Origin of the sequence: Nonomuraea sp. C10 (assembly GCF_008017515.1) — a bacterium.
GTDB classification, from domain to species: Bacteria; Actinomycetota; Actinomycetes; order Streptosporangiales; family Streptosporangiaceae; genus Nonomuraea; species Nonomuraea ferruginea.
The window spans coordinates 3992785-4019778 of sequence record NZ_VPFF01000001.1 but is presented as its reverse complement, the minus strand read 5'-3'; the positions used below and the strand labels follow the sequence as shown (position 1 = coordinate 4019778).

Genomic DNA, 26994 nt, shown 5'->3' with positions numbered 1-26994 from the left:
ACGATTGCATTCGGTCGTGCAGACCCTCCGTTTACTCGCCGCGGCGACGCTCGTGCTCACCGCCGCCGCGCCCGCACAGGCCGATCCCGCACCCCCGATCGAGGACGCGCCGACGGCGTCGTCCTACCCGCCCCCCTCGACGCTGGTCGCCGCCCAGGCGACCGGCGACCGGCTCGACACCGCCAAGAAGACCAGGCCGGTGGCCCCGGGCATCACCTTCACCTCCTTCGACCGGCTGGACCCGCTCGGGTGGCTGCGCGCCGACGCGCTCACCGCCGACCTCGCCGGCGGGGCGAGCGCCGACTACGTGTACTCCGGCGAGGTGTCGAAGACCGAGCCGCTGTCCGGCCCCGCCCAGCGGTCGCGGGCGGTCGCCGCCGTCAACGGCGACTTCTTCGACATCAACAACTCGGGCGCCGCCCAGGGCATCGGCGTGCAGACCGGCGAACTCGTCCAGTCGCCGATGGCCGGCCACGACAACGCGGTCGCGATCAGCGGCGACGGCGTCGGCCGGGTGCTCAAGATGCACTTCGAGGGCACCGCCACCCCCGAGGGCGGCTCACCGGTCACGCTCACCCAGTTCAACCAGCGCATCCAGTCAGGCGGCGTCGGCCTGTTCACCCCGCTGTGGGGCTCCTACACCCGGGCCCGCGCCGTCGAGGGCGCCACCGCCGTCACCGAGGTCGAGCTGAAGGACGGCGTGGTCACCGCGGTCCGCGGGCAGGCCGGTGAGGGCCCCATCCCGGCCGGGACCTCGATCCTGCTCGGCCGCGACGCCGGCGCCGCCGCCCTGGCCGGGCTCAAGGCAGGCGACAAGGTCGAGGTCGCGTACCGGCCGAAGGCCTCCGACGGCGGGGACGTCAAGGCCGCGGTCGGCGGGAACTGGGTGCTGGTCAAGGACGGCAAGGCGCAGAACTCCACCGACCAGTCGGCGCACCCGCGCACCGCGGTCGGGTTCTCCGCCGACGGCAAGAAGATGTACCTGCTCACCGTGGACGGCCGCCAGGCCGACAGCCGTGGGGTCACGCTCAACGAGCTGGCCGCGATGATGGTCGAGCTGGGCGCGGCCGACGCGCTCAACCTCGACGGCGGCGGCTCCTCCACCATGCTCGCCCGCGAGCCGGGCCAGGCCGCCCCGCAGGTCGAGAACAGCCCGTCCGACGGCGGCGAGCGGCACGTCCCCAACGGCCTGGCGCTCTACGCCCCCGAGGGCAGCGGCAAGCTCAAGGGCTTCTGGGTCGAGACCGCCGTCGACCCCGGCCGGGCCCCCGGCGCGGCGCCCATCGGCGGCGGGCGCCCCGAGCGCGTCTTCCCCGGCCTCACGCGGCGGCTGACCGCCGCCGGATACGACGAGACGTACGGGCCCGCCTCCGGGGCGCCGATCTGGCGGAGCAAGCCCGCGGTCCACGGCATCGTCAGGGACGGCAGGTTCCACGCCCTGGTGCCCGGTACCACGACCGTCACCGCCGCCCGGGGCAAGGCCACCGGCTCCCTGGAGCTGACCGTGCTCCAGCCGCTCCAGCGGCTCGGCGTCACCAGTGACCGGGTCGGCCTGGCCGGCGCGGACGACACCGCGACCTTCGGCGTCGTCGGCTACGACCGCAACGGCAACACCGCCCCGATCGAGCCCGCCGACCTGTCGCTCGACTACGACCGCGCCCTGCTCGACGTCACCGCGAACGAGCACGGATCCTTCACCGTCAAGGCCAAGAAGGACACCGGCTCCGCCCTGATCACCGCCAAGGTCGGCAAGATCAGCACCGCCCTGCCGGTGACCGTCGGCTTCGAGGACCAGCCGGTCGCCGACTTCGAGAACGCCGCCTCGTGGACGTTCGCCGCCGCGCGGGCCACCGGCTCACTCTCGGCCGCGCCGGGCCAGAGCGGCGGCGGGCTCAAGCTCTCGTACGACTTCACCCAGTCGACGGCGACCCGCGCCGCCTACGCCAGCCCGCCCGAGCAGCTCGTGGTGGACGGGCAGCCGCAGGCGTTCGGGCTGTGGATCCACTCCACCGGCAAGGGGGAGTGGCCCAGCCTCGAGTTCTACGACGCGCTCGGGCAGTCGCAGATCCTGCGCGGCCCGTACATGACGTGGACCGGCTGGCGGTTCGTCGAGTTCGCGGTGCCGCCGGGCGTGAGCTACCCGCTCAAGCTGCGGCGCTTCTACGTGGCCGAGACCAAGGCCACCGCCTCCTACACCAACGAGATCCTGATCGATGGCCTGGTCGCGAAGGTGCCGCCGTCCGTGGAGACGCCGGAGCCGGAGAAGGTCGCCGACCCGGTGGTCAAGCCGGACGTGGCCGACCGGCCGTGGCGGTTCGCGGTCATGTCGGACGCGCAGTTCGTCGCCCGGGACCCGGACAGCGACCTGGTCGCGGGCGCGCGCCGCACGCTCCGCGAGATCAAGGCGGCGAAGCCGGACTTCCTGTTCGTCAACGGTGACCTGGTGGACGAGGCCTCGCCGGAGGACTTCGCGCTGGCCAAGCGGGTCCTCGACGAAGAACTCGGCGATGACCTGAAATATCACTACATACCGGGTAACCACGAGGTGATGGGCGGCAGCATCGACAACTTCAAGGCCGTCTTCGGCGACACGTACACCACCTTCGACCACAAGGGCACCCGCTTCGTCACGCTCGACACCTCCCGCCTCAACCTGCGCGGCGGCGGCTTCGAGCAGATCGAGCTCCTCCGTACGGAGCTGGACCGGGCCGCGGACGACCGCTCGATCGGCTCGGTCGCGGTGCTGTTCCACGTGCCGCCGCGCGACCCCACCCCCGGCAAGGGCAGCCAGCTCGGCGACCGCAAGGAAGCCGCGCTGGTGGAAGGCTGGCTGGCCGACTTCCAGCGGGAGACCGGCAAGGGCGCGGCGTTCATCGGCGGGCACGTGGGCACCTTCCACGCCTCCCGGGTGGACGCGGTGCCCTACGTGATCAACGGCAACTCCGCCAAGAACCCGTCCACCCCGGCGGGCGACGGCGGCTTCACCGGCTGGTCCCTGTGGGGGGTCGACCCGGTCACCGGCAAGGAGGCCGAGCACGTCAGGCGCAACTGGTTCGCCGACGCCCCCGAGTGGATCGGCGCCGAGCTGCGCCCGCACGTCGACCGGCTCACGCTGACCGCCCCGGCCAGGGTCGAGACCGGCACCCCGGCCGCCGTCACCGCCACGGTCCGGCAGGACGGCCGTGACGTGCCCGTCGCCTACCCGGTGTCGGCGGCCTGGTCCGGCTCGCCCAACCTGCACGTGGGACCGCGGGCCAAGGCCAAGCCGTGGCACGTCGCCGTGCTCGACCCGGAGACCGGCACGCTCACCGCGCTGCGCAAGGGTCAGGTGACGGTCGCGGTCACCGTCAACGGCGTCACCGAGCAGACCGCCGTGGCGGTCGCCGCCAGGTCCGCCGCCTGATCGACCGCCTGATCCGCGGGGACGGGCGCGCAGGTCGTGCCCGTCCCCACGTTCATCGGCCCCGCACGCGGGCACGGTTCGGGTTGAGGCCGTTGTCCGCGAAGGGGAAGAACGTACGTGTCGCGCGTAGAGGTGAAGCCGGGCGGGGGCGCCGATGGCCAGTGAACTCACCGTGCTGTCCGGGCTCCATCGGACGATCGAGGAACTGCCGCTGGTCGACCAGCACGCCCACGGGGTGACGGGCCGCGACCTGTCGCGTGCCGCCTTCGAGGAGCTGATCACCGAGGCCCACGGGCCGGCGCCCGACTGGATGACGCCGTTCGACTCGCAGCTGGGCCACGCCATCCTGCGCCACTGCGCGCCCGTGCTCGGACTCGACGCGTTCATCTCGCCCGAGGAGTACCTGGCCCGCCGCGCCCGGCTGGGCGTCGTCCCGGTGAACCGGTTGCTGCTCGGCGCCGCGGGCGCGGGCCACTACCTGATCGAGACCGGTTACCGCGCCGACGAGGTCGTCGGCCCTTCCGGCATGGCCGAGCTCGCCGCGGTCCCGGTCGACGAGGTGGTGCGGCTGGAGGCCGTGGCCGAGCAGGTCGCCGCCTCCGGCGTGTCCGCCGCGGGCTTCGCCGGCCGGTTCGCCGAGGCGCTGGGGGAGCGGATCCGCACCGCCCGCGCGCTGAAGAGCATCGTCGCCTACCGGCACGGGCTCGACCTCGACCCGGACCCGCCCTCGCCCGCCGAGGTGACCGAGGCCGCGGGCCGCTGGCTCGCCGCCGGCGGCCGCCTGGCGGACCCGGTGCTGCTGCGGCACCTCATCTGGACCGCGCTGGAGACCGGCCTGCCGCTGCAGTTCCACACCGGGATCGGCGACCCCGACCTGGACCTGCGCCGCGCCGACCCGCTGCTGCTGCGCGGGCTGATCGAGCGGACGCAGCCGGCCGGGGTGCCGCTGGTGCTGCTGCACTGCTACCCGTTCCACCGCCACGCCGGATACCTGGCACACGCGTACCCGCACGTGTTCTTCGACCTGGGCCTGGCCGTCCACCACACCGGTGCGGGCAGCGCCGCGGTGGTGGCCGAGAGCCTGGAGACCGCCCCGTTCGCCAAGATCATGTTCTCGTCCGACGGATGGGGCCCGGCCGAGCTGCACTTCCTCGGCGCGGAGCTGTGGCGGCGGGCCATGACGCGGGTGCTCGGCGGCTTCGTCACCGAGGGGGAGTGGTCGGCGGGCCAGGCCGTGCGGGTCGCCACCATGATCGGCGCCACCAACGCGCGCCGCCTCTACCGGCTCGGGGGCGCCGCGTGACCTCCTATCCCCGCCCGGACGGCCACTCCGACCGGCGTACGGACCACCGTGCTGAGCTGCGGTCCGATCAGCTCTCCGGCCGGCGCGCGGACGCCCGCGCCGACCTCGGCTCCGACCACCGCGAGGTGCTGCTTCGGGAGGCGCTGCACGCCGAGCTGCCCGCCGCCGAGCGGCTGCGGCGCGAGCTGCACGCCGACCCCAGGGTGTCGGGCAAGGAGGCGCCCACGCTCAGACGGGTGCTGGACGCGCTGCCGGAAGGGCCGGTGGAGCACGTCGCCGGGACCGGCGCGCTGGTCAGGATCGGCGGCCCCGGCCCCGCCGTGGGCGTGCGCGGCGAACTCGACGCGCTGCCCATCGTCGAGCGCACCGGCGTGCCCTGGGCGGCCGACAACGGCGCCATGCACGCCTGCGGCCACGACGTCCACCTGGCCGCCGTCGTGGCGCTGGCCCGCGCGGTCGCCAGGGTCACCGCCATCCTGGAGACGCACGAGAGCCGGCCCGAGGCCGGGTACGAGTCCGTGACCGCCCAGCAGCGGCCGGCCCCGCTCATGGTCGTGCTGCAGCCACGCGAGGAGAGCCACCCGTCGGGCGCCGCCGACATCGTCCGATCGGGAGCCCTGGCCCGCAACGACGTCTGCGCCATGATCGGCGCGCACGTGCAGCCCGTGCTGGACGCCGGGGTGACCGCCTGCACGCCGGGCGCGGTCAACGCCTCCGCCGACGAGTTCCGGGTGACGCTCAGGGGCGTGAGCGGGCACGCCGCCTACCCGCACCTGGCCCGCGACCCGATCGTCGCCATGGCGCAGGTGATCACCGGAGCCCAGCACCTCGTCAGCCGGGCCGCCGACCCGATGGTGCCGACCGTGGTGACGTTCGGCACCGTGCACGCCGGCACCGCGCCGAACGCCATCCCCGCCGAGGCCGTCGCCCACGGCACCCTGCGCACCCTGTCACAGCCGGCGCGCGAGACGCTGCACGCCCAGTTCGCCCAGCTCGTCGAGGACATGGCGCGCACCTACGGCTGTGAGGCCGACGTCCGGGTCCACCGGGGCGAGCCGGTCCTGGTCAACGACGCCGCGCTCGCCATGCGCACCGGCGCGCTGCTGCGTCAGAGCGGGCGGTCGGTCAGCGAGGAGCTGCGCTCGTGCGGCGGCGACGACTTCGCCCAGTACGGCGAGCTGATGCCGTCGCTGATGATGTTCGTCGGCGTCGACACGCGGGCCGGGCTGCACACCCCCGAGTTCCTGCCCGACGACGCCACCGTGGGCGAGGTCGCCGAAAGCCTCCTGGCCGGCTATCTCGCCGCGTCCCCGTCGCCGGGCGTCAACGGGAGGGGTGTCCGCCGGCATCCCCAGGAACGGGTGATCCCCTGACGGGGTCAGGCGTTCCTGGCGACCCGGAACGTCAGGTGCGTCATGCCCGGCGTCGTCACCGTCCTGACCTCCTCCAGGTCGGCCGGCAGCGGGAGCTTCCCGAACAGCGGCAGCCCGTCGCCGAGCAGCACGTGTGCGACGTGCAGCCGCAGCTCGCCGACCAGCCCGGCGGCCAGCGCCTGCCGGCACACGTCCGCGCCGCCGACCACCCACACGTCCCGCTCCCCGGCCGCCGCCCGCGCGCGGGCGACCGCGTCCTCGATCCCGCCGGTGACGAACGTGAACGTCGCCGGCGGCTTGACCAGCGGCTCCCGCTCGGTGTGGGAGAGCACGAACACCGGGTGCGGGAACGGCGGCGCGTCACCCCACGGCTCCAGGCCCGACCGGAACATACCCATCCCCATCACGTACGCGCCCGGCTCGGCGGCGAACTCCGCCATGATCTCCGCGTCCTCCGCGCTCTCCGCGAAGATCCACCGGTGGAGCCGCTCCAGATCCTCGTCCGGCCCGGTGGCGAACCCGTCGACCGAGACCGTCATGTTCAGCACCACATCGCTCATACCCGGTAGACCGCCGTCCCGCCGGAAACTCGTCGCTGACGAAAGCGCGCCGAACCTCTAGGCTCGGCAGGCGATGGAATGCGAACGTTTCACCCCTGGTTCCGGCCGCCTCGACCCTCGCGCGGCCCTGCGCTCGGACGCCCCCTCGCTCGACCTCAACGGCACCTGGCGGTTCCGCCTGTCACCGGTGGCGACCGTCTCCGAGAGCTTCGCCGACCCCGGCTACGACGACACGGGCTGGGACGACTTACCGGTGCCGTCGCACTGGCCGCTGCACGGCCACGGCGCTCCCGCGTACACCAACGTGTCCTACCCCTTCCCCGTCGACCCGCCGCACGTGCCCACGGAGAACCCGACCGGCGACTACCGCCGCGCCTTCGACCTGCCGGACGGCTGGAGCGGCGGCAGGCTCCGCTTCGAGGGCGTCGAGTCGTACGCGAAGGTCTGGCTGAACGGGCACGAGCTGGGCTTCACCACCGGCAGCCGGCTGCCCGCCGAGTTCGACGCCGGGCCGTGGCTCAAGCCGGGACGTAACGTGCTGGCCGTGCGCGTCCACCAGTGGTCGGCCGCCTCCTACCTGGAAGACCAGGACCAGTGGTGGCTTCCCGGCATCTTCCGCGACGTGACCCTCACCCGCTCGGCCGCCGACGTGTTCGTGCGCGCCTCGTACGAGGAAGGGCGCGGCACGCTGAGCTTCGACGGCGACGGCGCCCTCGACGTGCCCGAGCTGGGCATCACCGGGCTCGGGCCGGGCGAGCGCGTCACCGTCGGAGCCGAGCCGTGGAGCGCCGAGACGCCGCGGCTGTACGAGGCGGTGCTGCGCGCGCCGGGGGAGACCGTCCGGCTGCGCGTCGGCTTCCGCACCGTCTCCATCGAGGACGGGGTGCTGCTCGTCAACGGTCGGCCGCTGCTGCTCAAGGGCGTCAACCGGCACGAGTTCCACCCCGAGCACGGGCGGGCGGTCTCGTACGAGACCATGCGCGAGGACGTGCTGCTGATGAAGCGGCACAACGTCAACGCCGTCCGCACCAGCCACTACCCGCCCCACCCCGCCTTCCTCGACCTCTGCGACGAGCTGGGGCTGTGGGTGATCGACGAGTGCGACCTGGAGACGCACGGCTTCGGCCAGGTCGGCTGGCGGCGCAACCCCAGCGACGACCCGCGCTGGGAGGAGGCGTGCCTCGACCGGATGCGCCGCATGGTGGAGCGTGACAAGAACCACCCCAGCGTCATCATGTGGTCGCTGGGCAACGAGGCGGGCGTTGGCCGCAACCTCGGCGCCATGGCGGACTGGGCCCGCGAGCGCGACCCGTCCCGGCCCATCCACTACGAGGGCGACCGCTCGTGCGAGCACACGGACGTGTACTCGCGCATGTACGCCTCGCACGCCGAGGTCGAGGCGATCGGCCGGGGCGCCGAGGACCCGCTGGACGACCCCGAGCTGGACGCGCGGCGGCGCGCGATGCCGTTCCTGCAGTGCGAGTACGCGCACGCGATGGGCAACGGCCCCGGCGGGCTCGCCGAGTACCAGGAGCTGTTCGAGCGCTATCCACGGCTGGCCGGGGGCTTCATCTGGGAGTGGATCGACCACGGCCTGGCGCATCCCGCGCTCGGGTACGCGTACGGCGGCGACTACGGCGAGCCCGTCCACGACGGCAACTTCGTCGTCGACGGCCTCGTCTTCCCCGGCCGCACGCCGTCACCCGGGCTCCTGGACCTGAAGAAGGTGTTCGAGCCGGTCGCGTTCACCTTCTCGGAGGGTTCGGTGACGATCCGGAGCAAGTACGGCTTCCGCGACCTGTCCCACCTGGCCTTCTCCGGCGAGGTCGAGGCGGAGGGCGTGCCCCTGGGGTCGTTCCCGCTGGAGGTCCCCGCCGAGGGCGGCGAGGTCAAGCTGCCGGTCTTCCCGGAGGGGGAAGGCGAGCGCTGGCTCACTGTCCGCGCCTCCCTGGCCCGCGACGAGCCGTGGGCGGACGCGGGGCACGAGGTGGCGTGGGCCCAGGTCCCCCTCGACACGGACGGCACCCCGTACACGGGGCCGGACGACCTCCGCGCCGTCCCGCGCCGTGCCGATGGACCCGCTCACCGCAGGGACGCCGCCTCAGCCGCTCATGGTGCGGAGATCGAGGTCGGCGGGGCGGTGTTCGACGGGGCGACCGGCCGTCTCACCCGCCTGTTCGGCCTCGACGTCGAAGGTCCTCGGCTGGAGCTGTGGCGGGCGCCGATCGACAACGACCGCTACGACGGCACCGAGTTCCGCTGGCGCCTGCTCGGCCTGCACCGCCTCACCCACCGCGTCGACGCGGTCGAGCCCGGCGACGCGCTCACCGTCCGCACGAGGGTGGCGCCCGCCGCGACCGACCTCGGCATGCGCGCCACCTACACCTGGACCGCCTCGGGCGACGCCCTCGACCTCCGGGTGGACATCGTCCCCGAAGGCGACTGGCCCGAGCCGATCCCGCGCCTCGGCCTCGCCCTGACGCTTCCGTCCGTCCCTCGGGCGGTCACCTGGTACGGCCTCGGGCCGGGGGAGGCGTACCCGGACACCGGTATGGCCACCTGGGTCGGCCGGTGGACCAGCACGGTGGAGGGGATGCAGACCCCGTACGTCTACCCCCAGGAGAACGGCCACCGCGCCGCCGTCCGCTGGGCCGAGCTCGCCGGCATCCGGATCACCGGCGCCCCGGTGTTCGGCCTGACGGTCCGCCCCTGGAGCACCGCGGCCCTGGACGCCGCCGCCCACCGCCCCGACCTCGTCCCGGACGGCCGCCTCCATCTCACCCTGGACCTGGCCCAGCACGGCATCGGCAGCGCCGCCTGCGGCCCGGCCACCCTGGCGCGGTACGAACTGCGCGCCCGCCCGGCCACCTTCCGCCTCCGTTTCGAGCCGTCGTGACTCCCTTGGAACGGGCCCTGGAGACGGTCATCGCCGACCTGCCACCCGAGGTCAGGGCCCGCCACCGGTTCCACTTCACGGAATGGCAGGACGAGTACCGGTACCTCGCCCTGGAGGACGGCAGGTCCTGGAGCGGGGGAGCGTACCTGAGCGCGGACACCGGGTACGACGTGGCGAACGTCGCGGAGTGCATGCAGACCTGATGATGGAGGTGCTCTGCCGTCGTGAAGACGGATCAGCCTCCAGGGCCGGATGCGATGAACGGCTTGGTCCCTTTGTCGACCATTCTTTCCAGGTACCAGAAAGGAGGAACCGGCGAGCCGTCGCCTTGCGGCTCGGGTCGGCTGCGAGCATCGTACGGACCCGGTCGAAAGGAAGCTCACCGACATGTCCACGGCGAAACCAGGAAGAGTGGCCTCGTCCGGGCCGGGAAGGCGTCGCCCGGCCGGGAGATCGGCGATGCTGGTCGCCGCGGGCACCCTGTCCGCGGCCCTCGTCGCCACCCTGTCCCCGTCGGCGAGCGCGGGCCCGACCCCGAGTCCCACCCCGACTCCCACGCCCAGCCCTACGGAGAGCCCCACCGAGAGCCCCACCGAGAGCCCGACCCCGGCTACGCGGGTGAGGTGGGGCTTCGGGGACGTCGACGCGACGTGCGAATCCAGGGTCTTCTTCAAGATCCACCGGCTCTCGCCGCGGAACTTCTACATCCCACGCACCCGTTTCATCGACGGGCCGGGCGGCACGATGACGGTGAGTGTGACACGTGAGCACGAGGTGCTCGCCTTCCTCGAGACCGAGTCGGAGAAGCAGATCTCCCTCACCACCGGAGACGTGGTGCGCAACCTGCGCCGGCTGGGAATCCCGCACCTGGAGGAGCGCCACATGGTCTTCGCCGGCCACGAGTACACGCGGGAAGTCAGCAAGGGCATGTACGGCAACATGCGCTACCGCGTCTTCGGTTACCGCGTCGGCTGGTCGGCCTGGTCGGTGCTCGGCACCTGCCGTCACCGTCTCATCGACCGCGGCATCGCCAACGTCCCCGCCAAGGTGGAGGGCTGGCGCTACTGGGAGACCAAGCACCCGAAGTACCACGGCCGCATCCTGTCCCTCAAGTAGGGTCAGCGGCTCCACCCGGCGGAGTCGGTCACCGGTCTGAGCTCGGAGGCCGGAGGTTCGACGGGACGGCCCTCGTACTGGGTGGACAGGACGACGAACGAGGTGAGCTCGCCGTGCCCGCCGAGGCGTTCGAGCAGTCCTTCCAGATGGCGCATCGAGGCGGTGCGGATCCTGAGCATGGTGCACGAGTCGCCCGTCAGTTTGTGCACCTCGACGACCTCGGGATAGTCCCCCGCCGTGGTGGTCTTCAGCAGGCAGCGGCCCGGCGCGCAGCGCATCCGGACGAACGCGGTGAGCGGCAGCCCCGCCTTGGCCGGATCGATCCTGACCTGATATCCGGTGATCACTCCGGCCTCCTCGAGACGGCGCACCCGCTCGGCCACGGCGGGCGGCGACAGGTTGACGAGGCGGCCGAGCCGGTTGTACGAGAGACGGCCGTCGCGCTGGAGTTCGGCGAGGATCCGCCAGTCCGTACGATCCAACTGTCTGTCCATTCGTCAACCTCTGACCGGATCATGCATCACGTTCGAGAAGCGTAACCGCCGCAGGGCCGTTCAGATCCCCTTCATTCTCAAAACCGACATTCCTATCGTAAAGGGATGATCAATAGACACCGGCGCAGCATAACCGCCCTGTTCACGGCGACCGCGCTCATGAACGCCGCGATGGCGGCGGCGAGCGCGGTCAGCACCCTCGTCGCCACGGACCGCCTCGGCCTCGCGTGGGCCGGCGTGCCCGTGACGGCGGGCATCGTCGGCACCGGCGCCGGCGCCCTCGCGCTGACCCGCGTGATGAACCGCGCCGGGCGGCGTGCCGGGTTCGTGCTCGGCTTCGCGGTGGCGACGGCGGGGGCCTGCCTCGCGCTCCTGGCCGTCGCCTCGTACGACATCGTCACGCTGACCCTGGGCATGCTCCTGCTGGGGGTGGGCAACGCCGGGGCCCAGCTGTCCCGCTACGCGGCGGCGGACCTGTATCCACCGGCGCGGCGCGGGTTCGCGATCGGGACCGTGGTCTGGGGCGGCACGCTCGGCGCGGTCGGCGGGCCGTTGCTGCTCGCACCGTCGAGCACGGTCGCGACCGGGCTGGGATGGATCGCCTTCACCGGCCCCTTCCTGCTGGCCGGTGTCGCCTGCGCCGCGGCCATGGCCGTCTCCGCCGCCCTGGCGGGATCCGGGGCACGCCCGGTCCCTGGGCGGGCACGGCTCAGCGACCTGGTGCACGGGCCCGCCGCGCGGTCGGCGTTCGCGGTGATGGCCGCGGCGCAGGTCGTGATGGTCGGCATCATGACCGCGGCCCCGCCGGACATGCACCTGCACCACCACGGCCTGGATGCGGTCGGCGCCGCGCTGGCGGCGCACACCTTCGGCATGTTCGCGTTCTCGCCGCTCACCGGCCACCTGATCGACCGGTACGGCGCGCGGCCCGTGATGGCCGCCGGGCTGGCGATCATGGCGCTGTCCGTGGCCCTGGCCGCGGCCGGGCCCGGCCGCATGCCGATGCTGACGGCCGGCCTGTTCCTGCTCGGGTACGGCTGGAACCTCTGCTTCATCGGCGGCAGCGCCGGCCTCGCCACGGGGCTGCCGGAGGGGGCCGACCGGATGCGCGTGGAGGGCGCGGTCGACGCCGGACTCTGGGGCGCGGCCGCCGTGGCCGGCCTGGCCTCCACCATGGTCCTTTCCTCTGGTGGGTACACCGTCCTCGCGCCGGTCGCCATGGCCCTGCTCGTCCTGGCCGCGGTCACGCTCGCCCGGACCCGGCGCGCCGCCCCTGCGCGAAGGTGACCCTCTCGTGCGCGCACCGATGAGTTCCGGCTCGCTCGGCGGTCACAACCACGACGGTCAGGACGAACTCGGCAGAGGAGCAGGACATGGTCATCGTCGCGGGGCACATCGTCGTCGATCCGCACCGGCGCGAGCGCTATCTGGCGGATTGCGAGGGCGTCGTCGAGCTGGCCCGCCGCGCACCCGGCTGCCTCGACTTCGCCATCGGCGCGGACCTGGTGGACGCCGGCCGCGTCAACATCTTCGAACGCTGGGAGTCGCGGGCGGCCGTCGAGGCGTTCCGCGGCAGCGGCCCCGACGACACCCAGCAGGACGCCATACTCGCCGCCTCGGTGACCGAGTACGACGTCGCGGACCTGCGCTCGCTGACCTGAGCCGTCAGCCGGTCCTCAGTCGCCCGCGTAGCGTGCCGAGACGTCCTTCCGGATACCGATGATCATCGCGACGACCAGGAAGAACAGTGAGACGACCAGCCCTGTGGGAAACGGCCAGGCGAGCACACAACCGAGGTACAACGCCACGGCTCCCACGAGCGTCCAGGTGAGAGCGCCGAACACGTCACCGGTCCCGCGCGCGCTCCCGTGGCGCAGCCGGCGGACGCCGGTGTAGCCGATCACCGGAAGGCAGGCGATCGCGCCGGCCCAGAGGACGTTGTTCCCCAGCGCGCAGGCGCTCGTCAGGAAACCGAGGGCGATCACCAGCCATAATCTGACGGACTCGAACATGGCACCTCCATGCCGCGGGGCCGACAGTATGCCATGGAGCACCACCACGCCCAGATCATTAGGATCATTGCCGTTGCGATGACCCCGGCGATCGGGAGCCCCGATGAGCGACCCCCGCGGCTTCGGCCCCCGGGCGATGGACGAGCCAGAGGTGATCGGCCCGTACCGCGTCGAAGGCCGGATGGGCGCCGGCGGCATGGGCGTGGTCTACGCGGGGGTGGCGGCGGACGGCGCCCGGGTGGCGGTCAAGGTCATCCATCCGGGGCTGGCCGCTGATCCGCAGTTCCATGCCCGTTTCGTGCGCGAGGTCGATCTCCTGTCCAGGGTGCGCGGGCGCTGCACGGTCTCGGTGCTGGCCGCCGACACCGCCACGATGCCTCCCTGGCTGGCCACCGAGTTCGTGCCCGGCCCGACGCTCAGCACGCACGTGCAGGGCAACGGGCCGCTGCCGCCGGACGAGTTGCTGTCGTTCGGCGCCGACATCGCCGAAGCGCTCGCCGACATCCATCGAGCCGGCGTCGTGCACCGCGACCTCAAACCCGGGAACGTCATCCTCTCCGCCTCCGGCGCGAAGGTCCTGGACTTCGGCATCGCCCGCGCCCTCGACGAGAGCGGGCTCACGGGCACCGGCGCGCTGATCGGCACCCCCGGCTGGATCAGCCCGGAGCAGTACCGGGGCGACCAGGCGGACGAGGCCGCCGACGTCTTCGCCTGGGGCGCGCTGATGGTGTACGCCTCGACCGGGCGCCCGCCGTTCGGCACCGGCGCCCCCGATGTCCTGGCCTACCGCGTCATGAGCGTCGACGCCGACCTGTCCGGCGTGCCGCCGCGCGTCCGCGACCTCGTACGGAGCGCGCTCGCCAAGGATCGGAAGGCGCGGCCGGCCACGCACGAGCTGCTCGCCCGGGTCACCGCGCTGAGGAGGGGCGCGACGACCCCCATGCCGGTGCCCGGCAGGCGCCCCGTGGTGCCGCTGTGGTCGGCCGTCGCCGTCGTGGCGGCGGTCTCGGCCGTCGGCGTGGCCTTCACGGTGAACGCGGCGGGGACGCCGGAGGCGCTGCGGAGCCCGGGCGTCTCTTCCTCGTCCACGCGGTCCGGAAGCCCGGAGCCGGGCGGGAGCGAAAGCCCGGAGCCGGATGAGAGCGAGAGCCCGGAGGAGACGGCGACGGCGGACGAGACCGCCGAGGAGTCGCCCACTCCCAGCAGGACCCCCGTGAAGACGCCCACCGCGAGGAAGACGAGCCCGCGCCCCTCGGCCACCACCGCGCCGTGCCCGTCCAACAGCGCGATACTCCAGCAGGTCGCCGCGATGAACGGCGGCAGCCTGCCGCAGGACGCCGCGGTCGGGGGCAGGAAGTGCGCGGGCTCCTGGCTCGCGGCCGAGATCGAGTCCCCGAGTGTCGGCGGGATCTCCCTGATCGCGACGCGGAACAGAGCCCGGTTCGTCGACGCCGAGATCGGCAGCAACTTCTGCTCACTGTCGGACCGCCCGGCCCTCCTCGCCAGAGCGCCGGGCAGCATCAAGACCTTCCTCTGTCCCCAGGGCTTCAGCTGATGCCGCTGGTCGCCGGGACCTCCGAAGAGGTCCCGGCGACCACGGTTCAGTCCGTCACGGCGAGCACCGTGCCGGCGCCCACGGTCAGGCCGCCCTCGCGGATGGCGAAACCGAGGCCCGGCTCCAGGGCGACCGCCTTGCCGAGGGTGACCGGGACCTCGATCGTGTCCCCCGGCCGGGCCGGCGAGGTGAGCAGCAGCTCACCCGGCACGTCCGTCGTGCGCAGGTAGAACTGCGGCCGGTAGCCCGAGGCGATCGGCTTGCGCCGGCCGCCCTCCTCCGCCGTCAGCAGGTACACCCGGGCGGTGAACGCCCGGTGCGCCGCCTGGCTGCCCGGGGCCGCGAGCACCATGCCGCGCCTGACCTGGTGCCGCTGGACGCCCCGGAGCAGGAGGGCGGCGTTGTCGCCCGCCTCGCCGCGCTCCATCGTGCGGCCGAACGTCTCGACGCCGGTGACGACCGCGGACAGGTCGCCGCCCAGCCCGACGGCCGTGACCGGGTCGCCGACGCGGACGGCGCCGCGCTCGATGGCCCCGGTGACGACCGTGCCGCGGCCGGTGATGGACATGACGTTCTCCACGGGCATGAGGAACGGCGCGTCCACGTACCGGACCGGGACCGGGATGTGGTCGTCGACCGTACGGAGCAGCTCGTCGATGGACGCCGTCCAGGCCGGGTCGCCCTCCAGCGCCCGCAGCCCGGAGACGCGCACCATCGGCGAGCCGGCGAAGCCGTGCTCGTCGAGCAGGTCCTGCAGCTCCAGCTCCACCAGGTCGGTGAGTTCCGGGTCGGCCCCGTCGGCCTTGTTGACCGCGACGACCAGGTGCTCGACGCCCACCCGCCAGGCGAGCAGGACGTGCTCCCTGGTCTGCGGCATGATGCCGTCGCGCGCCGACACCACCAGGATGGCGCCGTCGAGCTGCGCCGCCCCCGTGATCATGTTCTTCACGTAGTCGGCGTGGCCCGGCATGTCCACGTGGGCGTAGTGCCGCGTGGCGGTCTCGTACTCGACGTGCGAGATGTTGATCGTGATGCCCCTGGAGTGCTCCTCCGGGGTGCGGTCGATCCGCTCGAACGGCGTGTACGTCGCCTGGCCGCGCTCCGCCAGCACCTTCGTGATGGCGGCGGTCAGCGTGGTCTTGCCGTGGTCGACGTGGCCCATCGTGCCGATGTTGAGGTGCGGCTTGTTCCGCACATAGGCCTGCTTGGCCATGATCCCTTCCTTGCGAACCTGGATGCGTGGTGACCCGTGCAGGGCCGTCTACCTCTCCCCGCCGGGTCACACTCCGGGACGAACGGGAAGAGGTCAGCGCTCCAGGCCGTCGCAGGCACGCTCGAACGCGCCCGCGCGGGCGGGCGTCGTCGGGAGCGCGTGCCGGATCATGATGACCATGGTGCTGCTCTCAGCGGCGATGGGCAATCGAATATTCCCTTTGGTCCGGCGGACAAGGCGCGGGCCCCGGTTCGTCCTGCAGACCGAAGAAGGCGTGACGGTGCTGGCCTAGCGTTCGCTCATGCCCCGCATCGCGCTGGACGACCTGTTCCGCCTGGCCGTGCCGTCCGATCCGCAGCCGCGACCGGACGGCGGCGCGGTCGCGTACACGCTCACCACGGCCCGGCGCGAGCCGGACGGGAACCACGACGAGATCTGGCTCGCCGCCCCCGGCGCGGAGCCCCGGCGGCTCGCCGAGGGGAGCTGCCCGCGCTGGTCGCCGGACGGGCGCACCCTGGCGTACCTGCGGTCCGTCGAGGGCCGGCCGCAGATCCACCTGCTGCCCATGGACGGCGGTGAGCCGCGCGTCCTCACCGCCGCGCCGCTCGGAGCGGGCGCGCCGGTGTGGTCGCCCGGCGGCGACAGGATCGCGTACGCGGGTCCGCACGGCGAGCTCGACCCGCACGCTCCCGTGGTGGCGGACCGGCTGGACTACAAGGCCGACGGCGCCGGGCTGCTGCGCGGGATCACCACGCAGGTCTTCGTCGCCGAGGTGACGTCGGGGGAGACCGTCCGGCTCACCGAGGGCGGCTTCCACGCGGGGGAGCCTTCGTGGGCGCCGGACGGGGAGCGGCTGGCGTTCACCGCCGGGATGGAGCCCGACGGCGACCTGCGGCTGTCGAGCTCGGTGTACGCGGTCGAGGCGGGCGGGGGTGAGCCGAAACGGCTGACCGGTCCCGAGGTGATCGCCAGCGGCGTGTGGTGGCTCGGCGGGCGGCTGGTGGTGGCCGGGCCGGTCGAGCCGGTCGGGCACACGCGGCTCCACCTGGTGGAGGCGGACGGGGCGCGGGAGCTGGAGACCGGGCTGGACCGCAACGTCATGGTGGGCGCGCCCGGCTACCCCGGCGCCGCGCCCCGGCTCGCCGGCGGGCAGTTGCTGTTCGCGGCCCGCGACCGCGGCTGCACGCACCTCTACACCGTGCCCCTGACCGGAGGGACGGCGGTGAAGGTCGTCGGCGGCGACGCCGTGGTGGCCGGTGCGGGCATCGCAGCCGGAAAGCTCGCGTACGTCGCCGCGACGGCCCGCAGCGCGGGCGAGGTGTACCTGATGGATCTCCCGCCGGGCGGAACATCCGAGACATCGGGAGAGTCACCGCCGGACCCATCCGAGACCCCGGCGCCAGAGGGCGCGCTCACCTCGTACGCGCTCGCTGACGTGGACCTGTTCACCCCCGTCCGCCGCACGTTCACCGCCGCCGACGGCACGCCCGTCGAGGGGTTCGTGCTGCGCGACGAGACGCTGGACGGGCCGGGGCCGCTGCTGCTCGACATCCACGGCGGCCCGCACAACGCCTGGGCGCCCGTCTTCGACGGCGCGCACCTCTACCACCAGGTGCTCGCCGCACGCGGCTGGACCGTGCTCACCCTGAACCCGCGCGCCAGCGACGGGTACGGTGAAGCCTTCTACAAGGCGGCGGCCGGAGCCTGGGGGCTGGCCGACACCCAGGACTTCCTGGGCCCCCTCGACGACCTGGTGGCCGAGGGCGTCGCGGACCCGGAGCGGCTGGCCGTCACCGGCTACAGCTACGGCGGCTACATGACCTGCTGGCTGTCCACGCGGACCGGGCGGTTCAAGGCCGCCATCCCCGGAGGTGCCGTGACTGACCTGGTCAGCATGGGTGGAACCTCCGATATGGGATATTTCCTGAAAATGTTTGAATGCGGGGGTGACGTCGTACCCCAGTCCCCGCTCACCCACGTGGACGACGTCACGACCCCCACCCTCCTGCTGCACGGCGACACCGACGACCGCTGCCCCGTGGGCCAGGCCGAGCAGTGGTTCGCGGCGCTGCGCGAGCGCGGCGTGCCCGTCCGGCTGGTGCGCTATCCAGGCGCCTCCCACCTGTTCATCCTCAACGGACGCCCCTCACACCGGATCGACTACAACGAGAGGATCATCGCGTGGCTGCAGCAATGGGTCACCGGCTCGCCGAGCTGATCGCCGAATACGAGGTGCCCGGCGCGGCCCTCGCCTACCTGCACCAGGGGGAGCTCCACGAGTTCGCCGCCGGGGTGCTCAACAAGGCGACGGGGGTCGAGAGCACCCCCGACTCGCTGTTCCAGATCGGCTCCGTCACCAAGGTGTGGACCGCCACCCTGCTCATGCAGGACATCGAGCAGGGCAGGCTCACCCTGGACACGCCCGTCGTCGACGTGCTGCCCGAGTTCAAGGTCGCCGACCCCGAGGTGACCAAGACCGTCACGATCCGCCACCTGCTCTCCCACACCAGCGGCATCGACGGCGACCTGTTCCTGGACACCGGCCGCGGCGACGACTGCGTGGAGAAGTACGTGGCGGCCTGCGCCGACCTGGCCCAGAACCACCCGCTCGGCGTCACTCAGTCCTACTGCAACTCCGGCTTCATCGTCGCCGGGCGGGTGCTGGAGAAGCTGGCCGGCAAGCGCTGGGACGACGTGCTGCGCGAGCGGATCATCGAGCCGCTCGGCCTCACCCACACCGCCACCCTGGCCGAGGACGTGCTCCGCTTCCGCGCCGCGATGGGCCACATGGAGAACGGGGACCCCGCCCCGGTCTGGGGGCTCATGCGCTCCGCCGGACCCGCCGGGCTCATCTGCGCCCGCCCCGCCGACGTGGTCGCCTTCGCCCGCGCCCACCTCGAAGGCGGCCTGCTGGAGAACCCGGCCGCCATGTGGGAGCCGCAGATCGACATCCCCAACCCGCACACGCTCGGCAGGCAGTGGGGCATCGGCTGGATCCTCGACGAGTGGGACGGCCAGAAGGTCGTCTCCCACGGCGGCAACACCATCGGCCAGCACGCCATGCTCTGGATGCTGCCCGGCACCGGCACCATCGCCTGCGTCACCGTCAACGGCGGCCACAGCGGCGCGTTCACCCACCGGGTCGTCACCGAGCTGTTCGCCGAGCTCGACGGCGTCACCGTGCCCGCCAGGCTGGGCCCGCCCGAGCAGCCCGTCCAGGTCGACTCCGCCCGCTACGCCGGCGTCTACGAGCGCGCCGGGTCCCGCATCACGATCGGCGAGCGCGAGGGCGGGCTGCGGCTGCGCATGGAGTCCACCGGCGAGCTGGCCGCGCTGGACGAGCCCGTCGAGCTGGACCTGCGGCCCGTGGACGAGGTCACCTTCGTCGGCCGCAGGGACGGCGACCCCGACTGGCTCTCGGCCGTGTTCTTCGAGCTGCCCGACGGCTCCCCGTACGTGCACCTGGGCGCCCGCGCCACGCCCCGGACGGGCTGAAAGGCGTGCGTGAGGTGTTCGAGGGCGCGGGCGCGCGGGGCTTCCTGCACGCCCGCGACGTCGACGGCGACCGCGAGACATGCCTCGACGCGGACGAGCCCGTCGTCCTCGCGTCCGTGTTCAAGATCGCCGTGCTGCTGGAGTACGCCCTGCAGGCGGCGGCGGGCGAGCTGGCGCGGACCGAGCGGCTGACCGTCACCGCCGCCGACAAGGACGGCGGCATCGGCACCTCGGGCTGCGCCGACGACGTCTCGCTCACGCTGCGGGACCTCGCGCACTTCATGATGACGATGAGCGACAACGCCGCCACCGACGTGCTGCTGCGCCGGGTCGGCCTGGACCGGGTGCACGCCACGCTCGCCCGGCTCGGGCTGCGCCGCACCCGGCTCATCGGCGGCTGCGCCGAGCTGTTCGCCCAGGTCGAGGCCGAGCTCGGCACCGTCGAGCTCGACGGGATGCCGCGCGAGCTGATCGAGCCGCTGGCCGTGCGCGACCCGGCGCGGACCACGTCGGGAACGCCGCGTGAGATCACCACGCTGCTCGCCAGGATCTGGCGGGACGAGGCCGGCCCCGCCGAGGCGTGCGCCGAGGTCCGCGCGGTCATGGGCAGGCAGATCTGGCCGCACCGGCTCGCCTCCGGGTTCGGCGACGAGGTCCGGGTCTCCGGCAAGACCGGCACGCTGTGGGGGGTGCGCAACGAGGCCGGCGTCGTCGAGTACCCCGACGGCGGCCGCTACGCCGTCGCGGTGTTCCTGCGCACGGACAAGCTGGGCGGGCGCGACCCGTCCGCCGACGCGGTGATCGGGCGGGCCGCCCGGCTGGCGGTGGACCGGTTGCGCGGCCCATGACGGCCGCCCCCTATGGTGAGTGGATGACCACCCGCCCGCGCGCCAGCCTGGGGCGGATCCTGCAGGACCTGGGCAGCACCGTCCTCGACGTGGCCGCCGCGCCCGGCGACCTCGACGCCGAGGTCACCGGCGTGCACATCTACGACCCCCACGACGAGCCGATGGTGGCGCCGGGCGGGATCGTGCTCGCCGTCGGGGTGCGCGGCGCCGACGGCGTCCGCGCCCTGCTGGAGCGGGCGCCGCGGGCGGCGGGCGTCGTCGTCAAGCTGCCGGTCGAGGTGGACGAACGGGTCCGCGCCGCGGTGACCGAGACCGGAGTGGCCGTGCTCGGCCTCACCCGCGCCGCCTCCTGGTCGCAGGTCGCCGCGCTGCTGCGCTCGCTGCTGGCCGAAGGCGACCTGGACGGGCCGGAGGACGAGCCGCAGGGCGACCTGTTCTCCCTCGCCAACGCCGTCTGCGCGCTGCTCGACGCGCCCGTCACCATCGAGGACCGCTCCTCCCGCGTCCTGGCCTTCTCCGGCCGGCAGGACGAGGCCGACCCCGGACGCGTCGAGACCGTGCTCGGCCGCCAGGTGCCCGAGCGCTACCGGCGCATGCTCGACGAGCGCGGCGCGCTCAAGGAGCTCTACCAGAGCCGCGACCCCATCCACATCGAGCTGCCCGCCGACATGCTCGACCGGGCCGCGGTCGCCGTCCGCTCCGGCGACGAGATCCTCGGCTCGATCTGGGCCGCCGTGGGCGAGCCGCTCACCGAGCAGCGGCAGCGCGCCCTCGCCGACGCCGCCAAGATCGTGGCGCTGCGGCTGCTGCGCGACCGGGCGGGCGCCGACGCCCAGCGGCGGCTCCGCGCCGACCTGCTGTCCACCGTCCTCGCCGGCGGGACGGGCGCGGCCGAGGCGGCGGGCCGGCTCGGCATCGCCACCCAGCGGCTGTGCGTGCTCGCCGCCCAGCTCACCGACCAGCAGGAAGGCGACCTCGCCCGCGGCGAGAGCGACCGCCAGCGCTTCTGCGACGCGCTCGCCCTGCACGTCGCCACCATCCACCCGAAGGCCGCAGCCGCGCTCGTCGGCTCCGTCGCGTACGCCGTGCTGCCGCTCACCGCGGGCCCGGAGGACGAGGAGGCCCGCGCGGTGCGCATCGCCCAGGACTTCCTGGCCCGGGTCGGCCCCCGCCACCCCGCCAACATCGGCGTCGGCCGGCTCGCCGGCACCCTCGCCCAGGCGTCCAGGTCCCGCGCCGACGCCGACCGGGCGCTGCGCGTCCTGCGCGCCCGGGGCACCTCCGGCCAGGCCGCCGGCTACACCGATGTCCACTTCGAGTCGCTGCTGCTGCAGGTCGCCGACGTGGCCGGCGCCGAGGAGCAGACCCCCACCGGCCCCTACCAGCGGCTGCTGGAGCACGACCGCGAGCACGGCAGCGAGCTGGCCGCCACCCTGCGGGCCTACCTCGACGCGTTCGGCGACGTGAACGCCGCCTCGGCGCGCGTCCACGTGCACGCCAACACCTTCCGCTACCGGCTCAAGCGGCTCGTCGAGATCAGCGGCCTGGACCTGTCCGACCCCGAGGCCAGGCTCACGGTCATGCTGCAGATGCGGATCTTCGGGCCGTAGCACGACGGCGCGCGCGGATTTCGTGGGCGGGCACGAAGCACGAGCCGCCGCAAGCGGAAAAGGTGGGGCATCGCCTCCCACCTCCCGGAGTTCCCATGAAGAAAGCAGCAGGCGCCGCCGCGCTGGCCCTGTTGGCCACCGCCTGTGGCGCGGGCACGCCCGAGGCGGCGCCCACGACCACCGGCGGCACGTTCACGTACGCGATCCCGGCCGACCCCGGCGTGCTCGACCCCGCGACGGGCGTGCTGTCGGTCACCAACACCGTGCTCTCGATCGCGTACGACACGCTCGTGCGGCCCGGCGAGGACGGCGGCATCGTCCCCGGGCTGGCCGAGAAGTGGGACGTCAAACCGGACGCCGTCACCTTCACCCTGCGCAAGGACGTCACCTGCTCCGACGGCTCCCCGGTCACCCCCGAGGACGTGGCGGGCACCATCAACCACATCGCCGACCCGGACACCAAGTCGCCCGTCTACGGCGTGTTCGTACCGGCAGGCATGAAGGCGGAGGCCGGCGACGGCACCGTCACGCTGTCCACGCCGGAGCCGTTCGGGTTCATCCTGGAGAGCGCCAGGAGCATCTTCATCGTGTGCGGCAAGGGGCGCGAGGACCGCTCCCTGCTCGCCCGCGGCACCTCCGGCTCCGGCCCGTACGTGCTGTCCGAGGCCGCGCCCGGCGACCACTACACGTTCAAGGTGCGCCGCGACTACGCCTGGGGGAGCAGCGGCACCGGCGCGGACCTGCCCGAGCAGGTCGTGCTCAAGGTCGTGCCGAACGAGCAGACCGCCGCCAACCTGCTCGTCGCCGGCACCCTCAACGGCGCCCAGTTCCTCGGCCCCGACCGCGCCCGCATGGAGTCCACCCCCGGCATCGGGCAGATCGTCACCCCCGTGGGCAACGGCCAGTTCTTCTACCACCAGGGCGACGGCCGGCCCGGCGCCGACCCCGCCGTCCGCAAGGCGCTCACCCAGGCGCTCAACCTGACCGAGCTGGGCGGCATCGCCTCCGGCGGCACCGGCCGGCCCGCCACCGGGCTCGTCGTCGAACCCCGCGCCTGCCCCGGCGACACCGTCACCGGCCACGTGCCCGCCTTCGACGAGGCCGCGGCCGCCGCCGCGCTCGACGCCGCCGGCTGGAAGCCCGGCCCCGACGGCATCAGGGTCAAGGACGGCGAGCGGCTCAGCCTGCGCCTGCTCTACGCCACCACCCGGGGGCCGGGCGTGCAGGCCGCCGCCGAGTACATGGCCGCCGCCTGGAAGAAGGCCGGCGCCGAGGTGAAGCTCAACGGCGTGCTCGACACCAAGCTGTCGGAGTCGCTCAACGTCACCCAGGACTGGGACGCCGTCTGGCTGCCGATCACCGTCACGCTGCCGTCGCAGCTCGTCGGCTTCCTCTCCGGCCCGGCCGCGCCCAAGGGCGCCAACTTCGCCCACCTGGACAACGACCGCTACACCGAGCTGGTGACCGAGGCCAACGGCACGCCCGGAGAGGAGGGCTGCGCGCTCTGGGGCCAGGCCGAGTCCGCCCTGTTCGAGAGCGCCGACCTGGTGCCCGTCGTGGGGAACACCACGCTCATCGCCACCAAGAACGCCGCCTTCCGGATGGCCGGCGGGCTGTTCGACCCGAGCTCGTTCCGGCTCACCCAGGGAGGCTGAGTGCGCCGTCCGCTCATCCGGCGGCTCGTCCGGTTCGCGGTGTCGCTCGCGGTGCTCGTGCTGGCCGCGTTCGCGATGATCCACCTGATCCCCGGAGACCCCGTGCGGGCCTCGCTCGGCCCGGCCGCCCCGGTCGAGCTGGTCGAGACCCGCCGGGCCGCGCTCGGCCTGGACCTGCCGCCGCACGAGCAGCTCGCCGCGTACGTGTCGGGGCTGGTGACCGGCGACATGGGCACCTCGTTCCTCACGGGGGAGCCGGTCACCGCCGTGATCGCCGCCCGGCTGCCCAACACGCTGGCGCTCGCCCTGCTCGCCACCGTCGTGGCGCTGCTCGCCGCCGTCCCGCTCGGCATGTGGGCCGCCGTACGGACCGAGAACGGCCGCAACCGGGGCACCGAGGCCACGTTCGGCTCCGTCACGAGCGCCGTGGTGGCCATCCCGGAGTTCCTGTACGCGATCGCGCTCGTGGCGGTGTTCGCCATCGGCCTGGGGCTGCTGCCGCCCGCAGGGAAGGCCGGGCCCGAGTCCTACCTGCTGCCCGTGCTCGCGCTGGCACTCGGGCCGGCCGCCATGATCGCCCGCATCGCCCGGGTCGAGACGCTGCGCGTGCTCGGCACCGACTACGTCAGGCTGGCCAGGGCCAAGCGGCTGCCCGCCGCCCGGCTGCACCTGCGGCACGTGCTGCCCAACACGCTCACCGCCACCCTCACCCTGGGCGGGCTGCTGCTCGGCTCGCTCATCGCCGGCAGCGTGCTGGTCGAGTACGTCTTCGCCTGGCCAGGGCTCGGAGGGAAGATCGTCGAAGCGATCACCCAGAAGGACTACCCGGTCGCCCAGGGCGTGATCCTCGTCTACGGCACCATCGTCCTGCTCGTGAACCTCCTGGTCGACGTCGTGCTCGGCGTGCTCGACCCGACCTCCGCCATCAAGGAGTCGTGATGCTCCGCACCCCCGCGGCCATCGCCGGCGCCGCCCTGGCCGCGCTCATGGTGGTGCTGGCCGTGATCGGGCCGCCCATCTGGGGTGACGCGGCCGAACTCGTCGACGCCGGCGCGATCCTGCAGGGCTCCTCGGCCGCGCACCCGCTAGGCACCGACAACCTCGGCCGCGACCTGCTCGCCCGCGTCCTCGTCGCCGGCCGGTACTCGCTGCAGCTCGCGCTGGCCGCCGCGCTCATCGGCGCGAGCGCCGGCATCGTGCTCGGCGCGCTCCCGTCCGTGCTGCCCGCCCGCGCCGGACGGCTCGTCACCGGCGCCGTCAACGCGCTCGTCGCCTTCCCCGGCCTGCTGCTGGCCATGTTCACCGCGGTGGTCGCCGGGCTCGGCGCGCGCGGCGCGGTGCTCGGCATCGGCGCGGCCATCGCCCCCGGCTTCGCCCGGCTCACCCAGACGCTGGCCGCCTCCGTGTCCGGGGCCGACTACGTGGCCGCGGCCCGCATGCTGCGCGTGCCGCGCCACCGCATCCTCGCCCGGCACGTGCTGCCCAACATCGCCGAGCCGCTCATACTCAACCTCACCCAGGCGCTCGGCGGGGCGCTGCTCGGCCTGGCCGGGATGTCGTTCCTGGGTCTCGGTGTGCAGCCGCCGGACTACGACTGGGGCAGGCTGCTCTTCGACGGCTTCGGCCGCATCTACATCCACCCGGAGGTCGCGCTCGGCCCGGCCGCCGCCATCGCGCTCGCCGGCATCGGCTTCAACCTCCTCGGCGACGCCCTGGCCAGGCGGGCCGCCCGCACCCCCGTACGGACTCCGCGCTCCCGCCAGGACCGGCCGGCCGCCGCCGCGGGCGGGGGGGAGACCGAGCCCGGCGCCGTCCTCGACGTCGCCGGCCTCACGGTCACCTTCCCCGGCGGCGTCACCCCGGTGCGCGGCGTGTCACTGAGCGTGCGGCCCGGCGAGATCGTCGGACTGGTCGGCGAGTCGGGCAGCGGCAAGTCGCTCACCGCCGCCGCCGTCGGCGGGCTCGTCCCGTACCCCGGGACCGTCAGCCACGAGCGGCTGCGGCTGTGCGGCGAGGACGTGGCGAACCTGAGCCGCAAGCAGCTCGGCACCTCCCTCGCCATGGTCTTCCAAGACCCGATGGCCTCGCTCAACCCCGCGCTCAAGATCGGCGGCCAGCTCGCCGAGGTCGCCGTCGTGCACCAGGGCGCCACCCGCGAGGACGCCCGGCGGCGCGCCGTCGACCGGCTCGGCCACGTCCACCTGCCGGAACCGGAGAAGCAGGCCGCGCGGCACCCGCACCAGCTCTCCGGCGGCATGCGCCAGCGCGCCGTCATCGCCATGGGCCTCATGGGCGACCCCAAGCTGATCATCGCCGACGAGCCCACCACCGCTCTCGACGTCACCGTCCAGCGCCAGATCCTCCGCCTGCTCCGCGAGGTCGTCGAGGAGAGCGGCGCGGGCGCGCTGTTCATCTCCCACGACATCGCCGTGGTCGGCGAGCTGTGCGACCGGGTGGTGGTCATGTACGCGGGCCGGGTCGTGGAGGAACTGCCCGTGGACCGCCTCGCCGACGGCGCCGCCCACCCGTACACCCGGGCGCTCATCTCGTCCCTGCCCGACATGGACACCGACCGGGCGCTCCCGCTGGCCAGCATCCCCGGCCGCCAGCCGGCGCCCGCCGAGGTGGGCGCCGGCTGCGCGTTCGCCCCCCGGTGCCCCCTCGCCACCGGCCGCTGCGCCACCGACCGGCCCGCGCTGGAGGCACACGGCCACGACCACCGGGTCGCCTGCTGGGAGGCTTCGTGAGAATCGACGACCTGACCGTCCGGTACGGCGCGTTCACCGCCGTCGACGGAGTGACCCTGGAGATCCCGCCCGGCCGCATCGTCGGGCTCGTCGGCGAGTCGGGCAGCGGCAAGTCGTCCGTGGCCCGCGCCGTCAGCGGCCTCGTCCCGCACACCGGCAGCGTCACCGGCGCCTCCCGCATCCAGATGATCTTCCAGGACCCGTACGCCTCGCTCGACCCGCGCATGCGCGTCGGCGACTCCGTCGGCGAAGCCCTCCTCCACCTCCCGCGCCGGGCGCGCGCCGCCGAGGTGACCCGCCTGCTGGGCATGGTGTCCCTGCCCCCGGAGACGGCGCCGAGCTACCCGCGCGAGCTGTCGGGCGGCCAGCGCCAGCGCGTCGCCATCGCCCGCGCCCTCGCCGCCGACCCCGACCTCCTGGTCGCCGACGAGATCACCAGCGCCCTGGACGTGTCGGTGCAGGGGTCCATCCTCAACCTGATCCGATCCCTGCGCGACCGGACGGGGCTGCCGATCCTCTTCATCTCGCACAACCTGGCGGTGGTGCGGTACGTGTGCGACGAGATCGCCGTCATGCACCGGGGGCGCGTCGTCGAACACGGCCCCACGGTGGACCTGGTCTCCAGCCCCGCCGATCCGTACACGCGGACCCTCCTGGAGGCGGTGCCGCGCCTGCGCCGCTGATTCCCCCGGGGGTTCGCCAAGGGCGTGCCGG

Annotated in this window: 21 protein-coding genes; 17 read left to right on the top strand and 4 right to left on the bottom strand. The window is 73.5% G+C overall.

What is annotated here, in order from left to right:
• Window positions 1-16: 16 nt before the first annotated feature.
• The 3 genes from FR742_RS18450 (at window position 17) to FR742_RS18440 (ending at window position 6079) form a co-directional block, all read left to right on the top strand.
• Entirely contained in the window at window positions 17-3403 is a 3387-nt protein-coding gene (locus tag FR742_RS18450; protein ID WP_261808611.1) for a phosphodiester glycosidase family protein, read from the top strand.
• Window positions 3404-3557: 154 nt separating this feature from the next.
• Window positions 3558-4706 carry an amidohydrolase family protein gene (locus tag FR742_RS18445; protein ID WP_148032086.1) on the top strand — a complete coding sequence of 383 codons (1149 nt, stop codon included), beginning with the start codon at window positions 3558-3560 and terminating at the stop codon, window positions 4704-4706.
• The gene (locus FR742_RS18440) at window positions 4703-6079 is read left to right on the top strand and encodes a M20 family metallopeptidase (protein ID WP_261808610.1); all 1377 of its coding nucleotides are present in this window, start codon (window positions 4703-4705) and stop codon (window positions 6077-6079) included. Before FR742_RS18445 ends, FR742_RS18440 begins: the two co-directional genes overlap by 4 nt.
• 5 nt (window positions 6080-6084) lie before the next feature.
• Here FR742_RS18440 and FR742_RS18435 read toward each other — a convergent pair whose 3' ends face one another.
• Window positions 6085-6639 carry a dihydrofolate reductase family protein gene (locus FR742_RS18435; RefSeq protein ID WP_148032085.1) on the bottom strand — a complete coding sequence of 185 codons (555 nt, stop codon included), beginning with the start codon at window positions 6637-6639 and terminating at the stop codon, window positions 6085-6087.
• A 73-nt stretch (window positions 6640-6712) separates the two neighbouring features.
• On the opposite strand from FR742_RS18435, the gene FR742_RS18430 reads away from it, so the two are divergent.
• From FR742_RS18430 to FR742_RS18420, 3 genes are all read left to right on the top strand, one after another.
• The gene (locus tag FR742_RS18430; RefSeq protein WP_148032084.1) at window positions 6713-9535 is read left to right on the top strand and encodes a glycoside hydrolase family 2 TIM barrel-domain containing protein; all 2823 of its coding nucleotides are present in this window, start codon (window positions 6713-6715) and stop codon (window positions 9533-9535) included.
• The gene (locus FR742_RS18425; protein WP_148032083.1) at window positions 9532-9738 is read left to right on the top strand and encodes a hypothetical protein; all 207 of its coding nucleotides are present in this window, start codon (window positions 9532-9534) and stop codon (window positions 9736-9738) included. The genes FR742_RS18430 and FR742_RS18425 overlap by 4 nt, the downstream gene beginning before the upstream one ends.
• Before the next feature lie 256 nt (window positions 9739-9994).
• A complete protein-coding gene (locus FR742_RS18420; protein ID WP_148032082.1) occupies window positions 9995-10651 on the top strand; it encodes a hypothetical protein in 657 nt (218 codons plus the stop codon).
• Between the two features lie 2 nt (window positions 10652-10653).
• On the opposite strand, the gene FR742_RS18415 is transcribed toward FR742_RS18420, so the two are convergent.
• A complete protein-coding gene (locus FR742_RS18415; protein ID WP_148032081.1) occupies window positions 10654-11145 on the bottom strand; it encodes an Lrp/AsnC family transcriptional regulator in 492 nt (163 codons plus the stop codon).
• 105 nt (window positions 11146-11250) lie between these two features.
• Between FR742_RS18415 and FR742_RS18410 the strand changes: the two genes are divergently transcribed.
• Together FR742_RS18410 and FR742_RS18405 are read left to right on the top strand one after the other, a co-directional pair.
• Entirely contained in the window at window positions 11251-12432 is a 1182-nt protein-coding gene (locus FR742_RS18410) for an MFS transporter (protein WP_148032080.1), read from the top strand.
• A gap of 86 nt (window positions 12433-12518) precedes the next feature.
• Window positions 12519-12806 carry a putative quinol monooxygenase gene (locus FR742_RS18405; protein WP_148032079.1) on the top strand — a complete coding sequence of 96 codons (288 nt, stop codon included), beginning with the start codon at window positions 12519-12521 and terminating at the stop codon, window positions 12804-12806.
• A 15-nt stretch (window positions 12807-12821) separates the two neighbouring features.
• Here the strand turns inward: FR742_RS18405 and FR742_RS18400 are convergent, their stop codons facing one another.
• Entirely contained in the window at window positions 12822-13157 is a 336-nt protein-coding gene (locus FR742_RS18400) for a hypothetical protein (RefSeq protein WP_148032078.1), read from the bottom strand.
• A 103-nt stretch (window positions 13158-13260) separates the two neighbouring features.
• Here FR742_RS18400 and FR742_RS18395 point away from each other — a divergent pair, with 103 nt between their 5' ends.
• On the top strand, window positions 13261-14712 hold the full coding sequence (locus FR742_RS18395; RefSeq protein ID WP_148032077.1) for a serine/threonine-protein kinase: 1452 nt from the start codon (window positions 13261-13263) through the stop codon (window positions 14710-14712).
• Between the two features lie 46 nt (window positions 14713-14758).
• On the opposite strand, the gene tuf is transcribed toward FR742_RS18395, so the two are convergent.
• Window positions 14759-15925 (bottom strand): elongation factor Tu, encoded by a 1167-nt coding sequence (gene tuf / locus FR742_RS18390; protein WP_148032076.1) that lies wholly within the window; start codon window positions 15923-15925, stop codon window positions 14759-14761.
• 301 nt (window positions 15926-16226) lie between these two features.
• Here tuf and FR742_RS18385 point away from each other — a divergent pair, with 301 nt between their 5' ends.
• From FR742_RS18385 to FR742_RS18350, 8 genes are all read left to right on the top strand, one after another.
• Complete coding sequence (locus tag FR742_RS18385) at window positions 16227-18143, top strand: S9 family peptidase (protein ID WP_148032075.1); 1917 nt, start codon at window positions 16227-16229, stop codon at window positions 18141-18143.
• Window positions 18107-19420, top strand: coding sequence for a serine hydrolase (locus tag FR742_RS18380; RefSeq protein ID WP_261808609.1), 1314 nt, complete (start codon window positions 18107-18109; stop codon window positions 19418-19420). The genes FR742_RS18385 and FR742_RS18380 overlap by 37 nt, the downstream gene beginning before the upstream one ends.
• 5 nt (window positions 19421-19425) lie before the next feature.
• A complete protein-coding gene (locus FR742_RS18375; RefSeq protein WP_261808608.1) occupies window positions 19426-20268 on the top strand; it encodes a serine hydrolase in 843 nt (280 codons plus the stop codon).
• Window positions 20269-20291: 23 nt separating this feature from the next.
• Window positions 20292-21878: a CdaR family transcriptional regulator gene (locus FR742_RS18370; RefSeq protein ID WP_148032074.1), complete on the top strand. Its 1587-nt coding sequence runs from the start codon at window positions 20292-20294 to the stop codon at window positions 21876-21878.
• A gap of 95 nt (window positions 21879-21973) precedes the next feature.
• Window positions 21974-23533 carry an ABC transporter substrate-binding protein gene (locus FR742_RS18365; protein ID WP_148032073.1) on the top strand — a complete coding sequence of 520 codons (1560 nt, stop codon included), beginning with the start codon at window positions 21974-21976 and terminating at the stop codon, window positions 23531-23533.
• Window positions 23534-24472 carry an ABC transporter permease gene (locus tag FR742_RS18360; RefSeq protein ID WP_261808607.1) on the top strand — a complete coding sequence of 313 codons (939 nt, stop codon included), beginning with the start codon at window positions 23534-23536 and terminating at the stop codon, window positions 24470-24472.
• The gene (locus tag FR742_RS18355; protein ID WP_148032072.1) at window positions 24472-26280 is read left to right on the top strand and encodes a dipeptide/oligopeptide/nickel ABC transporter permease/ATP-binding protein; all 1809 of its coding nucleotides are present in this window, start codon (window positions 24472-24474) and stop codon (window positions 26278-26280) included. The genes FR742_RS18360 and FR742_RS18355 overlap by 1 nt, the downstream gene beginning before the upstream one ends.
• Window positions 26277-26963 carry an ABC transporter ATP-binding protein gene (locus FR742_RS18350; protein ID WP_148032071.1) on the top strand — a complete coding sequence of 229 codons (687 nt, stop codon included), beginning with the start codon at window positions 26277-26279 and terminating at the stop codon, window positions 26961-26963. Before FR742_RS18355 ends, FR742_RS18350 begins: the two co-directional genes overlap by 4 nt.
• The last annotated feature ends 31 nt before the right edge of the window (window positions 26964-26994 follow it).

Excerpts from the sequence above, each read along its gene's own strand:
- FR742_RS18445 (WP_148032086.1), top strand. The coding sequence starts at position 3,558 with ATGGCCAGTGAACTCACCGTGCTGTCCGGGCTCCATCGGACGATCGAG.
- FR742_RS18435 (WP_148032085.1), bottom strand. The coding sequence starts at position 6,639 with ATGAGCGATGTGGTGCTGAACATGACGGTCTCGGTCGACGGGTTCGCC.
- FR742_RS18430 (WP_148032084.1), top strand. The coding sequence starts at position 6,713 with ATGGAATGCGAACGTTTCACCCCTGGTTCCGGCCGCCTCGACCCTCGC.
- FR742_RS18420 (WP_148032082.1), top strand. The coding sequence starts at position 9,995 with ATGCTGGTCGCCGCGGGCACCCTGTCCGCGGCCCTCGTCGCCACCCTG.
- FR742_RS18415 (WP_148032081.1), bottom strand. The coding sequence starts at position 11,145 with ATGGACAGACAGTTGGATCGTACGGACTGGCGGATCCTCGCCGAACTC.
- FR742_RS18410 (WP_148032080.1), top strand. The coding sequence starts at position 11,251 with ATGATCAATAGACACCGGCGCAGCATAACCGCCCTGTTCACGGCGACC.
- FR742_RS18405 (WP_148032079.1), top strand. The coding sequence starts at position 12,519 with ATGGTCATCGTCGCGGGGCACATCGTCGTCGATCCGCACCGGCGCGAG.
- FR742_RS18400 (WP_148032078.1), bottom strand. The coding sequence starts at position 13,157 with ATGTTCGAGTCCGTCAGATTATGGCTGGTGATCGCCCTCGGTTTCCTG.
- FR742_RS18395 (WP_148032077.1), top strand. The coding sequence starts at position 13,261 with ATGAGCGACCCCCGCGGCTTCGGCCCCCGGGCGATGGACGAGCCAGAG.
- tuf (WP_148032076.1), bottom strand. The coding sequence starts at position 15,925 with ATGGCCAAGCAGGCCTATGTGCGGAACAAGCCGCACCTCAACATCGGC.
- FR742_RS18385 (WP_148032075.1), top strand. The coding sequence starts at position 16,227 with ATGCCCCGCATCGCGCTGGACGACCTGTTCCGCCTGGCCGTGCCGTCC.
- FR742_RS18370 (WP_148032074.1), top strand. The coding sequence starts at position 20,292 with ATGACCACCCGCCCGCGCGCCAGCCTGGGGCGGATCCTGCAGGACCTG.
- FR742_RS18365 (WP_148032073.1), top strand. The coding sequence starts at position 21,974 with ATGAAGAAAGCAGCAGGCGCCGCCGCGCTGGCCCTGTTGGCCACCGCC.
- FR742_RS18355 (WP_148032072.1), top strand. The coding sequence starts at position 24,472 with ATGCTCCGCACCCCCGCGGCCATCGCCGGCGCCGCCCTGGCCGCGCTC.